Source organism: Pseudomonas sp. LJDD11, from assembly GCF_024584215.1.
Classification (GTDB): domain Bacteria; phylum Pseudomonadota; class Gammaproteobacteria; order Pseudomonadales; family Pseudomonadaceae; genus Aquipseudomonas.
The window spans coordinates 41130-55959 of the sequence record NZ_JANJFL010000025.1 but is presented as its reverse complement, the minus strand read 5'-3'; the positions used below and the strand labels follow the sequence as shown (position 1 = coordinate 55959).

At 60.6% G+C, this 14830-nt stretch carries 10 protein-coding genes; 6 read left to right on the top strand and 4 right to left on the bottom strand.

Translation table 11 applies throughout. The annotated features are described in order from the left end of the window. Positions 1-19: 19 nt before the first annotated feature. Together NRB16_RS23160 and NRB16_RS23155 are read right to left on the bottom strand one after the other, a co-directional pair. Positions 20-1018 carry a class I SAM-dependent methyltransferase gene (locus tag NRB16_RS23160; RefSeq protein ID WP_257107030.1) on the bottom strand — a complete coding sequence of 333 codons (999 nt, stop codon included), beginning with the start codon at positions 1016-1018 and terminating at the stop codon, positions 20-22. 421 nt (positions 1019-1439) lie between these two features. After that, complete coding sequence (locus NRB16_RS23155) at positions 1440-2405, bottom strand: 2-hydroxyacid dehydrogenase (RefSeq protein ID WP_253140566.1); 966 nt, start codon at positions 2403-2405, stop codon at positions 1440-1442. A gap of 101 nt (positions 2406-2506) precedes the next feature. On the opposite strand from NRB16_RS23155, the gene NRB16_RS23150 reads away from it, so the two are divergent. The 5 genes from NRB16_RS23150 to NRB16_RS23130 all read left to right on the top strand — a co-directional run bounded on the left by NRB16_RS23150 (position 2507) and on the right by NRB16_RS23130 (position 11470). Next, positions 2507-3136, top strand: a complete 630-nt coding sequence (locus NRB16_RS23150) for a LysE family transporter (RefSeq protein WP_045483107.1) — start codon at positions 2507-2509, stop codon at positions 3134-3136. Positions 3137-3241: 105 nt separating this feature from the next. Next, entirely contained in the window at positions 3242-4924 is a 1683-nt protein-coding gene (locus tag NRB16_RS23145) for a fatty acid--CoA ligase (RefSeq protein ID WP_257107029.1), read from the top strand. 343 nt (positions 4925-5267) lie between these two features. Continuing rightward, entirely contained in the window at positions 5268-7205 is a 1938-nt protein-coding gene (locus tag NRB16_RS23140; protein WP_045483104.1) for a DUF1302 domain-containing protein, read from the top strand. A 25-nt stretch (positions 7206-7230) separates the two neighbouring features. Beyond that, positions 7231-8589: a DUF1329 domain-containing protein gene (locus NRB16_RS23135; RefSeq protein WP_045483101.1), complete on the top strand. Its 1359-nt coding sequence runs from the start codon at positions 7231-7233 to the stop codon at positions 8587-8589. Between the two features lie 196 nt (positions 8590-8785). After that, positions 8786-11470, top strand: coding sequence for a LuxR C-terminal-related transcriptional regulator (locus NRB16_RS23130; RefSeq protein ID WP_257107028.1), 2685 nt, complete (start codon positions 8786-8788; stop codon positions 11468-11470). On the opposite strand, the gene NRB16_RS23125 is transcribed toward NRB16_RS23130, so the two are convergent. Then, positions 11463-12641: an HD-GYP domain-containing protein gene (locus NRB16_RS23125; RefSeq protein WP_253111751.1), complete on the bottom strand. Its 1179-nt coding sequence runs from the start codon at positions 12639-12641 to the stop codon at positions 11463-11465. The two genes, NRB16_RS23130 and NRB16_RS23125, sit on opposite strands and share 8 nt — an antisense overlap. A 455-nt stretch (positions 12642-13096) precedes the next feature. On the opposite strand from NRB16_RS23125, the gene NRB16_RS23120 reads away from it, so the two are divergent. Next, on the top strand, positions 13097-13828 hold the full coding sequence (locus tag NRB16_RS23120; protein ID WP_045483092.1) for an OmpA family protein: 732 nt from the start codon (positions 13097-13099) through the stop codon (positions 13826-13828). 29 nt (positions 13829-13857) lie between these two features. On the opposite strand, the gene NRB16_RS23115 is transcribed toward NRB16_RS23120, so the two are convergent. Next, entirely contained in the window at positions 13858-14775 is a 918-nt protein-coding gene (locus NRB16_RS23115) for an acyltransferase (protein WP_253111752.1), read from the bottom strand. Positions 14776-14830: the final 55 nt, after the last annotated feature.

Here is a 14830-nt window from a genome sequence, read left to right as displayed (position 1 = left end):
TTTGGGCAAGCGCTTATTTTCAGTTGCGTCTGGCGCGATAAATCCGAAAACCATCGCCCTCGGCCAGGGTTTCACAGGCGCCGACATGCTCCTCGATCAGAGGTTGGTAGCGCAGGAAACTATTGGCGACCAACCGAAGTTCACCGCCTTTTCGCAGATGTAACCGGGCTTTTTTCAGCAAGTTTTCCGAGGCTTTATAGTCGGTATGCACGCCGGTATGGAACGGCGGGTTACTGAGGATAGTATCGAGCCCGTCCGGGGCGGCATCGATACCGTCGCCAGTGATGATTTGTGCCTGCAGGCCATTGGCGGCAAGGGTCAGCGCGGAGCTGGCAGTGGCAAACGCGTCGACATCCAGCATGACCACTTCAAGGGCCGGGTTGCGACGTTTGACCGCAGCGCCGAGCACGCCTGCGCCACAGCCGAAGTCCAGCAATGAGCCCTCTGGCAGGTTAGCCAGATGCTTGAGCAGCAGTGCGGTGCCGCGGTCGAGCCGGCCATGGCTGAATACGCCCGGCAGGCTGACAACGTTCAGCACACCGTCCTCCAGAGCGACTTCAAAGGTCTTCGCCAGGCTGTTCAGCGGTTTGGCTTGTGGTGGATGTTCAACGGTCACCTGCCAGAGCTGGCAATGACGTGCACTGTCAAGCTTGCGCGGTTTGCCCAGTGGGTGCAGTTGTTTGGCAGCGGCTTCGATCCCGCCGCGTTTTTCGCCGATCAGGAATAGATCCTTGCCGCCCAGACGCGCTGCCAGGGCGTTGAGCAGGTAGTCGCTGAGGTCCCGGGCCTTGGGCAGAAACACCACGACGGCATCGAAGTCCGCTGCCGGCGGCTCGACTCCGAAATGCAGGCGCCCGGCAAAGCGGCCCTCCAGCGCGGCCATGTCACCGGCATGCCAGCACCAGCCCTGCGCATTCGGCAGTTTGCCGAGCAAGTCGTCGGCCGGCAGCCCGGCCAGCAGCAGATTGCCCTGAAACAACTCGGCCTGGCGAAGAATCACCTCACTGCGCGGGTCCATGTCCTGACTCCTGAAAAAAGGGCGCAGTTTAACAGCGCCGCAGGCGCTAGCCACAAGCTTCAAGCCATAAGCTGCAAGTGCCGTTGTCGTTGCCGTTGCCGTTGATCTTCGAGCCGAGATGGCACAGACGACGCAAATCGCGACTTGGGTGCTGGCCGAGGGTAGGCGTCGATTTGGGGGAGAAACCAGCAGGGAAGCTGGTTTCAGGTGCGCTGGGCAGGACCCCCATCGCGCCGGCCCCCGAATCGGCGCCGGACGGAGGGACGTCTGCCCGCAGGGCAGACCCAAACCAGGAGCAAGCGGTTTTCCCCGGGTTTGCCAAGACAAAATCGGGTCGCCCAGCAGGGCGAAACCTGCAGTTCAGACAACTCGATCAGGGATTTTCCATCGCTCGAAAGAGCATCGCCGATAAGCCAACGTCCTACGCGACAACCCGCAGCGGTGCACCAGTAAAGAACCCGCGGGCATTTTCGGCGATCTGTTCAACGATCCGTTGCCGCGCTTCGCGGGCGCCCCAGGCGCTGTGCGGGGTGATGATCAGGCGCGGAATGTCGCCTGCCAGCAACGGGTTGCCATTGACCGGCGGCTCGACGCTGAGCACGTCAGTGGCTGCACCGCCCAGGTGGCCATTACGCAAGGCATCGGCCAGCGCCTGTTCATCAATCAGCCCGCCACGTGCCGTGTTGACCACCAGTGCATGAGGCTTGAGCAGGCCCAGTTCGTGGGCGCCGAGCATATGCCGGGTGTGCTCGTTGAGCGGGCAGTGCAGGGTCAGGGCATCGACCTGCGGCAGCAGCTCATGCAATGGCAGGCGGTCGGCACGGGCCGGCCTGCCGGGCAACTGGCCGCTCAGTACCCGCATGCCGAAGGCTTCGGCCAGGCGCGCCACCGCACCGCCCAGTTCGCCGTGGCCCAGCAGGCCGAGGGTCTTGCCTTGCAGTTCGATGATAGGGAAATCCAGCAGGCAGAACTGCGAAGATTGCTGCCACGCCCCTTGCTGTACAGCGTTCTGGTAATCCGGCAGACGTGTCGCCAGAGCGAGCAGCAACAGCAGGGTGTGCTGCGCCACCGATGGCGTGCCGTAGCCTTGGCAGTTGCATACGCTCACCCCGTGTTCACGGGCCGCTGCCAGGTCGACGTTGTTGGTGCCGGTGGCGGCGACCAGGACCAGTTTGAGCTGTGGGCAGGCGGCAAAGGTTTTTGCGTCGATCAACACTTTATTGGTAATCGCCACCTGTGCATCTTGCAGGCGTTCGATCACCTGGTCAGGGGTGGTGCTGGCGTGCAGGATCAGATCGGCAAAGCTGTCGCGCAGGATACCAAGGTCCAGATCGCCCAGATCCAGTGAAGTGTGGTCGAGAAAAACTGCTCTGCCGTTATTACTCATCAGCTGTACCTTCCGTGTCGGGGTTGAGGGTTGTAGTGTTACCAATCTTTTCTATCACACGCTGCGCCTGGCGCTGGCGGTTTTGTTCGTTGGAGCGCTGCATGTACTGGACCGAGTTTCTCACCGTTGCCCTGATTCATCTGCTGGCGGTTGCCAGTCCCGGTCCGGATTTCGCCGTCGTGGTGCGCGAGAGCGTGGCCCATGGACGCAAGGCTGGAACCTGGGCCGCGTTGGGCGTCGGTTCGGCGATTTTCCTCCACGTGGGCTATTCGTTGCTGGGCATCGGCATCATCGTGTCTCAGTCGATCGTGCTGTTCAATGCCCTGAAATGGGCGGCGGCGGCCTACCTGCTGTACATCGGCATCAGGGCCTTGCGCGCCAGACCGGCCAGTGCCTCGGCCGAGCCATTGGCGGCCGGTGCCGTGCAACGTTCGGCACGCGGCGCCTTCGTCAGCGGCTTTGTCACCAACGGCCTTAACCCCAAGGCCACGCTGTTTTTCCTGTCGCTGTTCACCGTGGTCATCGATCCGCACACGCCGCTGCCGGTGCAGGGCGGTTACGGCGTGTATCTGGCGATTGCTACCGCGGCCTGGTTCGTCATGGTCGCGCGACTGTTCAGCCAGGCGCGGGTGCGCGCTGGCTTTGCGCGCATGGGGCACTGGTTTGATCGTGCGATGGGGGGCGTACTCGTGGCCCTTGGGGTCAAGCTGGCGTTCACCCAGAGCCAATGACGGGTATTGGTCGATAAATCGTCCCTTTGACTGATGCACACTGGCGAGCAAGCGCTCTAGCGTCCATATTGGATCTTCGCCTGTGAACTCTGGAAAGGGACTCTTATGTTGCAGACTCGCGTTCTGGCGCCCGCTGAAGGCGCCTATCGATATCCTCTGTTGATCAAAAGCCTGCTGCTTTCCGGCACTCGCTATGAAAGAACCCGCGAGATCGTATACCGCGACCTGGTCCGCTACACCTATCCGACCCTCAACGAGCGCGTGCGCCGCCTGGCCAATGTCTTGACCGAGGCCGGCGTCAAGGCCGGCGACACCGTGGCAGTCATGGATTGGGACAGCCATCGTTATCTTGAGTGCATGTTCGCCATCCCGATGATCGGCGCGGTGGTGCATACCATCAATGTGCGTCTGTCCGCGGAGCAAATTGTCTACACCATGAATCACGCCGATGACCGGCTCGTGCTGGTCAACAGCGAATTCGCCGCCTTGTATCAAGGGATTGCCGGGCATCTGACCACGGTGGAGAAGACCCTGTTGCTGACCGACACGCCGGATCAGCCCGTCGAGCTGCCAGGCCTGGTCGGCGAGTACGAAGCGTTGCTGGCAGCGGCCAGCCCGGAGTACGACTTCCCGGATTTCGACGAGCATTCGGTGGCCACCACCTTCTACACCACCGGCACCACCGGTAACCCCAAGGGCGTGTATTTCACCCACCGGCAACTGGTGCTGCACACCATGGGCGTGGCAGCGATCATGGGCAGTATCGACAGTGTGCGGCTGCTGGGCACCAATGATGTGTACATGCCCATCACCCCGATGTTCCATGTGCACGCCTGGGGCGTGCCCTATGCCGCGACCATGCTCGGGGTCAAACAGGTCTATCCCGGACGTTACGACCCTGAGTTTCTGGTCCGGCTGTGGGAAACCGAGAAAGTCACCTTCTCACACTGTGTGCCGACCATCCTGCAGATGTTGCTCAATGCCAAGTCGGCCAAGGACAAGGACTTTGGCGGCTGGAAGATCATCATCGGCGGCAGCTCGCTGAACCGTAGCCTGTATCAGGCAGCCAAGGCCAAGGGCATACAACTGACCGCCGCCTATGGCATGTCGGAAACCGGGCCGCTGATTTCCGTGGCGCATTTGAACGAAGAGCTGCTGGCCAGCAGTGATGACGAGCAGATCCGCTTCCGGATCAAGGCCGGTGTGCCGGGCATGCTGGTGGAGGCCGCGATCGTCGACGAACAGGGCAATTTCCTGCCGGCTGATGGCCAGACCCAAGGTGAACTGGTGCTACGCGCACCTTGGCTGACTGAGAATTACTTCCGTGAGCCGGAAAAGGGCCGTGAGCTGTGGGCCGGCGGGTGGTTGCACACCGGCGATGTCGCCACCCTCGACGGCTTTGGCTTCATCGATATTCGTGACCGGATCAAGGATGTGATCAAGACCGGCGGCGAATGGTTGTCATCCCTGGCCCTTGAAGACCTTTGCAGTCGCCATGCCGCCGTGCGTGAAGTGGCGGTGGTCGGCATTCCTGACCCGCAATGGGGCGAGCGTCCGTTTGCCCTGATCGTTGCCCATGAAGGGCAGCCTATCGATGCCGCGCTGCTCAAGGCGCACCTTACGCCGTTCGTTGAGCAGGGGCATATCAACAAATGGGCGATTCCGCAGCAGATTGCCGTGGTGCCGGAAATCCCCAAGACCAGCGTTGGCAAACTCGACAAAAAACGTATGCGTCTGGATATCGTCGAATGGCAAAGCAGTAATAGCGTTTTGCTGTCTACACTCTGAGGTCGAATGCCTGTCGTCTGTATCAAGGGCGGCAGGCATTCTGTCTGGCCAGCCACACGCGTGGCTTGCCAAATTGCCAAAACCAGCCATTCTCCCCGAAGCCTGTCACGCTGTCGGGCGGGAATGGGCGGGCCAGAGAGTCTGATGCCCTAAATCACACTTTAGAGTGATCAAGCATTACAGACGGCTGGCTATAGTCGGCACAGGGGATCTGGCATCAAAGCGCAACGGCGTGGTGGAGCCCACGCCAGACCTACGCGCTGCCACTCGGATATGTCTGGAGCACCGAGTCGTTTTCGAAGTCCCTCTTGCCATAAAAATAAAAGCACATGGAGTAGCGTTGATGACTACAGCAACCCCGTTCTGGCGCAGGGCCAGACTGCCTTTGGCGGTCAGCCTCGCCTCTACGCTCGCTGGCCCCGCGTTCGGTGTCAGTTTCAATATTGGCGAAATCGAAGGCAGCTTCGACTCCTCGCTTTCGGTGGGGGCAAGCTGGTCGACCGCCAGCCCCAACAAGAACCTGATCGGTGCCAATAACGGCGGGCGTGGCCTGTCCCAGACTTCCGACGACGGCCACCTGAACTTCAAGCGCGGCGAGACCTTTTCCAAGGTCTTCAAAGGTATCCACGACCTGGAGCTGAAATACGGGGACACCGGGGTCTTCGTGCGTGGCAAGTACTGGTATGACTTTGAGCTCAAGGACGAAGGCCGCGAGTTCAAGGACATCAGCGACTCCAACCGCAAGGAAGGCGCCAAGTCGTCCGGCGCACAGTTGCTCGATGCCTTTATCTACCACCGTTACTCGATTGGCGATGAGCCTGGCACGGTGCGGTTCGGTAAGCAGGTGGTCAGCTGGGGTGAAAGTACCTTCATTGGTGGCGGCATCAACAGCGTGAACCCGATCGACGTTTCGGCGTTCCGCCGGCCCGGTTCCGAGGTCAAGGAAGGCCTGATTCCGGTCAACATGTTCTACCTGTCGCAGGGCATTACCCAGAATCTGTCCGTCGAGGGCTTCTATCAGCTGGAGTGGGACCAGACCGTAGTGGATAACTGCGGTACCTTCTTCTCTCAGCCGGATGTGATCGCCGACGGCTGTAACAATAACCTGGCAGTGCTGCGTAGCCGTAATGGCCTGAACGCCGGGCTGGCCGCATCGGGCCTGCCAGCAGCAGCCCGCGGCGCGATATTCAACTCGTTGGCCCAGCAGGGCGTGCTGTTCGGATCGCCCGACGAAGGCGCCATCGTGCGGCGCGGTCCGGATCGCGATGCCCGCGACAGCGGCCAGTTCGGCTTTGCCGTGCGTTACAACTTCGAGCCACTGAACACCGAGTTCGGTGCCTACATGATGAACTACCACAGCCGTGCGCCGATCTTCAGCGGTCGCGGTGGTGCGCCGTCATCCTTCAGCGCCTCCGGCCTGGTCGGCTCGCTGGTGGGCAACGGTATTCCGCTGGCCACCGCCACGGCGCTGGCTCCGACCCTGCTGCCGGTGGTGGTGGCGGGCAACTCCAGCTACTACGTCGAGTACCCCGAAGACATCCGCCTGTATGGCTTGAGCTTCTCGACTTCGTTGCCTACCGGCACGGCGTGGAGCGGTGAAATCAGCTACCGGCCCAACGCGCCGGTGCAGATCAACACCACTGACATCCTGTATTCCGGGCTGTCGCCGCTCAACCCTGATGTGTCAGTGCTGACCGGTCGGCCCAACACCGACCAACCGGGTTACCGGCGCAAGGAAATCACCCAGCTGCAGACCACCTTCACGCACTTCTTCGACCAGGTAATGGGCGCCGAGCGTCTGACCGTGGTGGGCGAGGTGGGCTGGACCCACGTCGGCGGGCTGGAGAGCACCTCGAAAATCCGTTATGGCCGCGACCCGGTGTACGGGCCTGGTCCGCTGCCACGCGGTCAGTGCGGCATTCTCAACTCGGGTACTCTGACTGGTGCTGCGCAAAACAACCTGAGCCGTTACTGCGAGAACGACGGCTTCACGACCAGCAACTCGTGGGGCTACCGCGCCCGGGCGATCTGGGACTACAACAACGTCTTCGCCGGGGTCAACCTCAGGCCCAGCGTTGCCTGGTCGCATGACGTCAAAGGCTACTCGCCAGGTCCTGGCGGCAACTTCGAGGAAGGTCGCAAGGCGGTCAGCCTTGGTCTGGATGCCGAATACCAGAACACCTACACCGCGAGCCTTTCCTACACCAATTTCTTCGATGGCAAGTACACCACGGTCGACGACCGCGACTTTGTGGCACTGAGCTTTGGTGTGAACTTCTAAGAATCGGTATTTCAGGACGACGAACATGAAAATGACCAAAGGTCTGTTGCAAGCCAGTGTGCTGGGGCTGTCGATGCTGGCGACCGGGGTAATGGCGGCGGTATCGGAATCCGAAGCCGCCAAGCTGGGGACCAGCCTGACCCCCTTGGGCGGGGAAAAGGCCGGTAATGCCGACAACAGCATCCCGGCTTGGAGCCCGATGCCGACCAATGCCGGGGCCATCGATGGCAAGGGTTTCCTGGCCAACCCTTATGCCAGTGAAAAGCCGCTGTTCACCATCACCGCGAGCAATGTCGAGCAGTACAAGGAAAAACTCGCGCCGGGGCAGTACGCGCTGTTCAAGCGCTATCCGCAGAGCTACAAGATTGTGGTCTACCCCGGCCACCGTGGCGCGACGGTGCCCGATTCAGTCGCCGCTGCGGCCAAGCGCAATGCCACCAACGCGAAGTTGACCGCTGGCGGCAACGGTCTGGAGAACTTCCAGACCGCCATTCCGTTTCCGATCCCGGCCAGTGGCGTCGAGGTGATCTGGAACCACATCACCCGTTATCGCGGTGGTGCCGTCAAACGTCAGGTCACTCAGGCCACTCCGCAGCCCAACGGCTCTTACTCGATCGTCAAGTTCAGTGACCAGTTCGTGTTCCGTGACCAGATGAAGGGCACCGGTATTTCCGAGAACATCCTGTTCTACTTCAAGCAACAGGTCACCGCGCCTGCGCGGCTGGCCGGTGGTGTGCTGCTGGTCCACGAGACCATCGACCAGGTCAAGGAACCACGCATGGCGTGGGTGTACAACGCCGGTCAGCGGCGTGTACGCCGGGCGCCGGAGGTTTCCTACGATGGTCCGGGTACTGCGGCCGATGGCACCCGGACCTCGGACAACCTGGACATGTATAACGGTGCGCCGGACCGCTACGACTGGAAGCTGGTAGGCAAGCAGGAGATGTACATCGCCGCCAACAGTCACAAGCTCGATGACACCTCGCTCAAGTACGACGACGTCATCAAGGCCGGGCACATCAATCAGGACCTGGCCCGCTATGAGCTGCGTCGGGTCTGGCATGTCACGGCAACCCTGAAATCCGGCCAGCGGCATATCTATGCCAAACGTGACTTCTTCATCGATGAAGACACCTGGCAGGCTGCGGTCATCGACCACTACGACGGTCGTGGTCAGTTGTGGCGGGTGGCCGAGGCTCATGCCGTCAACTACTACGACAAGCAAGTGCCGTGGTACGTGATCGAAACCCTGTACGATCTGCAGTCCGGCCGTTATATGGCGCTGGGCATGAAGAACGAAGAGCGTCGCGCCTACGAGTTCGGCTTCGAGGCCAGCGCCAGCGAATTCAGCTCTGGCGCCCTGCGTCAGGACGGTGTGCGCTGAGCATCTGAACGTTCGCTGTGATCAAGCCCCCGTCAGGGGGCTTTTTCATTGGCGGCGCAGACGTTTTTTAATCCTTGTAGGAATTTTGTTACGAATCTTTAGGGTATGTCCTTCAAAAGCGCTCAAGCAGCCGTTAGGCTGCGGACATCTGCGATGCCGAATAAATGTCTTGCCAAGACAATTACAAGAGCCGGCCATGACTGATCTGTCCCGCATGCAAGGATTCGTCGATCACGCCACCCATACGCTGGAGCGGCGTTTCTTTCGTCCCCCGTTATCCGAAGACCATGTGCCGCGCCCGCGTCTGTGCGAGCGGCTGCGCCAAGGGTTGTCCGGGCGGCTGATCCTGGTCGGCGCGCCCGCCGGGTTCGGCAAGAGTTCGCTGGCAGTGGAGTTCTGCGAATCATTGCCGGCACCATGGCAAAGTGCCTGGCTGGGACTGGGTAGACGAGATGCAGAGCCCGGACGCTTCATGGAGCGGCTGCTGTGTGCGCTGCAGGGCTTTTTTCCGCAGCTCGGTGGCCAGCCGCTGGCCTCGCTGAGGTTGCGCAACGCCCAGGAGCCACAGGCGCTGGAAGCCTGGCTCGATGCCTTGCTCGACGAACTGGCCATGCACCTGGTGCTGAGCCGGCCGCTGCTGCTGGTGCTGGACGACTATCACCTGGTTCAGGGGCCGGTGCTGGATCGCTGTTTGCAAATGCTCCTTGATCATCTGCCAGGCGGGCTGGTGTTGCTGGTCACCAGCCGCCAGCGTCCGGACTGGCAGCTGTCTCGGCTGCGCCTGGCGCGGCATATTCTGGAACTCAACGAACAGGATCTGCGCCTGACCTGCGGTGAAGCGCAGGCCTTGCTGGCGCGCCATGCCCTGGTTGCCGATGGCCCGGCCCGGCAGCGATTGATCGAACGCAACGAAGGCTGGGTAGCGGGGCTGCGTTTCTGGTTGCTGGCCACTCAGGGGCATGCCGCACAAGACAGTGAGGCGCTGGTCAGCGAATACCTGCTTGAGGAAGTCATCGACTACCTGCCAGAGCAGGTGCAGGCATTTCTGTATGACACGGCCTGTCTGGAGCGTTTCTGCAGCGGGCTGTGTGACGCCCTGCGTGATCGTGATGACAGCGCCGCGATGCTCGATTACCTGCAACTTCACCAGGTTTTCCTGATACCGCTGGATGAGCAGGGGCAGTGGTTGCGTTACCACCATCTGTTTGCTGATTTTTTGCGCAGCCGCCGCCCGGAGGCCGCCACGCGCCTGCATCTCAATGCCTGCCGCTGGTTCCATGAACACGGCATGCTCGACGAGGCGGTTGAACAGGCACTGCTGGCCGGCGATGCCGATACTGCAGCCAGCCTGGCGCAGCACCTGGCCGAAGAAAAGCTGCTGGCCGAACAGAACGTGGTCATGTTGTTGCGCTGGAAAATGGACTTGCCCGACAGCCTGCTGGCCAGCACGCCGCGCCTGATCGTGCTGTATGCCTGGGCATTGGGGCTGGCTTGCCAGCCTGATGCTGCCGAAGAACTGGCCAGCCATCTGGCGCGTTTTCTGCCGGCGCCTTCGGCCACGGCGCAACAATCAATGCTCGCCCAATGGCTGGCGCTGAGCGGCATCATTGCCCGGGGCAGGGGAGATGCCGATACGGCGCGGCGTTATTGCAGCGAAGCCTTGCTCAGCTTGCCAGAGAGACGCTATGGGCAACGTCTGGTGTGTCTGTCGACGCTGGTCAACCTGGCGATCACCGACGGTGACCTGCTGCGTGCCCGGGCCTTGAGTCGCGATGCGCTGGAGCTGGCGCAGCGGCTCGCCAACCCGTTGTTCGAAGCCTTGGCCTGCCACGACCGTGCGCAGGTTCTACAGGCCCGTGGCGAGATTTTCCGCGCCCTGGAACAGGTGCGCACGGGATTGCAATTGCTCACCAAACTGGATCCTGCGCGACGTTATCCCATTCGTGCCCGCTTGACTCTTTACCATGGCTATCTGCTGAGTCTGTGCCTGCGGACCGATGAGGCCTTCGAGACCTTGCGCAGCGGGTTGGCCGAAGCCCGTGATTGTCGGGACATCAGTGTATTGACCGGTTATTGCACCCTGGCTTCGCTGCTCGGACGCGCCAGGCGCGACGCCGAAGCGTTCGCCGAACTGGCCGAGGTCGAGCGCCTGATGCATGGCTGGGGCGTGCCGCCGGTGCACTATCTGGCGATGATAACCCTGGTCAAATGCGAGCTGTGGCAGGGCCAAGGACGCATTGGCCTGGCCGGCCCGTGGCTGTTACGCCTGAGCCAGACCTACAGTGCCGGGCTGTCGCTGGCCGCGCCTGAATGTCAGCCGCAATTGCCGCTACAGGTCGAGTTGCAGCGTGCCGAACTGGCCAATGGGGAGACTGCCCTGAGCGCCTTGCAGGCACTCGAACAACGTGCGGCGGACATCGACGCCCAGTGGCTGGTGCTCAATACCCTGACCAGACGCATGGCGGTGCTGCTTGATCAGGGTCGACAGGAATGTGCCACGCCGTTGCTGGCTCGCAGTCTGGCAATCAGTGAACGTGGCGGGCTACTGGCGTTCGAGCCCTTGATCGAGCGGCACGCGGCGTGGTTACGTCAGCAATTGCACAAGGTGGCGGTCAGCGAGGTCCGTGACACGCTGCTGGAGCACCTGCCTGGCGGGGATAACCCGCAATGCGCAACGCTGTCGGGCGAGAGCCTCAGTGCACGTGAGCTGGGTGTTCTACAGTTGATCGCCCAGGGTTTTTCCAATCAGCAGATCAGCGAGCGGTTGTTCATCTCGTTGCACACGGTCAAGAGCCACGCCAGCCATATCAACGGCAAGCTCGGTGTCGAACGACGTACTCAGGCGGTGGCCCGGGCCAAGGCGTTGGGGTTGCTTAGTTGAGCGGCGCCCCGGCCCACAATTCGTTGAATTTCTCGATCCCCCATTCATGGGGGCATTCGAACTTGATGATGCTGTCGGCTTCCTGGCTCTTGCCCAGGTGCACGATGCGGTGCTCCAGCGGCTTGCCGGTGCGCGCCGACATGATCACCTTGACCTTGGGGGTCAGCAGCGACTGTTCGGATTGCTCCATGACCACTGCCAGCCGCCCGCTTTCCAGGCGCACCAGCGCGCCCACCGGGTAGATGCCCACGGTCTTGACGAAGTGCTGGAAGATCTTGTCGTCGAAATGGCCTTTCCAGGTGGCCATTTCACGGATCGCCCGGGCGGCTCCCCAGGCTTTCTTGTAGGGCCGGTCAGAGGTTATGGCGTCGTAGACATCACACACCGCGCCCATTCTGGCGAACAAGCTGATCTCTTCACCCACCAGGCCATGGGGATAGCCGCTGCCGTCGAATTTCTCGTGATGATGCAGGCAGACGTCCATCACTGCACGGGTAACCTGGCAACTGCCTTCAAGGATTTTCAGCCCGGCTTCCGGGTGCGATTTCATCGCCTCGAACTCTTCGCGGGTCAGTTGTCCGGGCTTGTTGAGAATGTCCGGGTTCATCATCATCTTGCCCACGTCATGCATCAGACCGGCAACTCCGGCGTCACGCACCTGGTCTTCGGGCAGGTCCATGCGTCTGGCCAGTGCGACCATCAGGGCGCAGACCGCCACCGAATGCATGTAGGTATATTCATCGGAGTTTTTCAGGCGCGACAGGCTGATCAGCGCATGCGGGTTGCGCATGACCGAGCCGGAAATCTCCTCGATCAGCAGTTCGATATCGTCGGTATTGAGTGCGTGGCCCATCTTGGCTTCGGCAAACATGGACATGACGGCGTTTTTCGCACGTCCGCAAATCAATCTGGCGCGCAGCAGTTCTTTATCGAGGCTGACCGGTGCGACATCCGCATTCTGCGCAGGCGAGCAAGTGTCAGGGGCTTTGCCGCGGCAGGTGTCAATCCACACTTCCAGCGTGTCAGAACGCTTGATGCGTTCGAGAACTTCGATATCACGCAGCACAGCCTCGACCTGTCCGATCCAGAACGGATCGTTGGTTCTGGGCCGGCAGAATTCGTGGATATGCATGCCCAGGGCGAGGTCGGATACCAGTATTTTTCTTAGCATGGCTGGTCACCCTTTCTAGGAGGTGGATGCAGCGGTCCGTGCCGGGTCGTTCAGAAAATGGTGTAAAGCAAGAGAGGCGCGTGCGGTTGGCAACCTCACATCTGCCCTGTTCTCAAGACCATAAAATCCGATGGTCGCGTTATGCCATTATACGGAGCAATTAATGAGTTTGTATGACAATGTTCAGGCGTCAACGCCTTGCTGTATTTGATTTTCTTAGATAAATCAGCTTGTTGTAACGTGCTGGTTTAATGGCGTCAGTGGCTGGCTTAAATTTTTTTTACAAGGTCTTTTGGGTGGCCGTTTTTGCTTCAATCAATGTGCCGTCAGTGCCGCCTGGCCAACCTCGAATGATGCCGTTCGGCCAGGAATTTTCCGCACCTTTTGCGTTCTAAATCGGCAATAAGCGTTCGTTGCAATGTACAAAGAAATGTAAAAAATCAGGAGCACATTGAATGTTGATCACGCCCCGACTGATTATTGCCGCCACTGCCGTTGCCCTGCTGGCCGGCTGCGCCTCGCCCAACCCCTACGATAACCAGGGAGGTTATGGCGGCAATCAAGGCGGTTACGGCAACCAGGAGCAACAGGGTATGAGCCGTACCGCCAAGTATGGCGGGCTCGGCGCCCTCGCAGGCGCTGTGGCAGGTGCTGCCATTGACCATAACAACCGTGGCAAGGGGGCGCTGATCGGTGCGGCGGTGGTCGGTGCCGCTTCGGCCGGCTACGGCTACTACGCAGACCGTCAGGAAGCTGCGCTGCGCGCACGGATGGCCAATACCGGGGTTGAAGTGCAGCGTCAGGGTGACCAGATCAAGCTGATCATGCCTGGCAACATTACCTTCGCCACCGATTCGGCCGCCATCGCCAGCAGCTTCTATTCGCCGCTCAATAACCTGGCGGGCTCACTCAAGCAGTTCAACCAGAACAATATCGAGATCATCGGTTACACCGACAGCACCGGCAGCCGCCAGCACAACATGGACCTGTCCCAGCAGCGCGCGCAGAGCGTGGCGACTTACCTGACTTCCCAAGGGGTCGATCCGACGCACTTGTCGGTGCGCGGTGCCGGCCCTGACTCACCGATTGCCAGCAATGCCGATGCCAATGGCCGTGCCCAGAACCGCCGGGTCGAGGTCAATCTCAAGCCGATTCCGGGCCAGCAGTACGATCAGTATCAGCAGTAATTGCTGCAGCCTGCCCAGCGCCGAGTGACTTATCGGCGCTGACGGCCTGTGGCGGGGTGCTCGATTGCCAATTGATCCAGCAGCCGGTCTTTCTCTTCCCACAAGGCATTGATCCACTGCTGGAAGGCCTGGCGGTAGGCTTGATCCTGATCGTAGCTTTTGCCGATGAACCCGGCCGGGATAGGCACCTCATCGAAATGCGCGACCACCTGACCGACCCGCCCGCACAGCAGGTCCCAGTAACCAGGCTGGCCATTGGGGTAATAGAGGGTCACGTTGACGATCGACTCCAGCTGTTCGCCCATCGCATCGAGCACAAAGGCGATACCGCCAGCCTTGGGTTTTAGCAGGTGACGAAACGGTGACTGCTGTTCGGCGTGTTTGGCCGGGGTAAAGCGGGTGCCTTCGGCGAAGTTGAAAATGCTCACCGGGTTGTCGCGAAACTTTGCGCAGGTGCGTCGCGTGGTTTCCAGGTCTTTGCCGCGCTTTTCAGGGTGTTTGGCCAGGTAAGCCTTGGAATAGCGCTTCATGAACGGAAAGCCCAGTGCCCACCAGGCAAGACCGATCACCGGCACCCAGATCAGCTCTTGCTTGAGAAAGAACTTCAACGGCCGAATGCGTTTATTAAGCAAGAATTGCAGCACCATAATGTCGACCCAGCTCTGGTGATTGCTGGTCACCAGATAGGAGTGCTGGTAATCCAGACCTTCCAGGCCGCTCAGGTGCCAGCGGGTGCCGGTCAGCAGGCGAATCCAGGCGTTGTTGTTGGCGATCCAGCTTTCCTGGATCAGATTCATGAGCCTGTTACTCAGGCGCTGGGCAGCGGCGAACGGCAGGCAGAGCTTGAACACGGTCACCACAAACAGCGGAATACAGCAGGCCAGCGTGTTGAGCGCCAACAGCAGCGCGGCAACAACGCCACGCAAAGGGGCAGGCAGGAAAGCCATGGTAGTGAACAACTCCGGGTATTGAAGATGATGCCGGACCGTTCCGGCATCACTC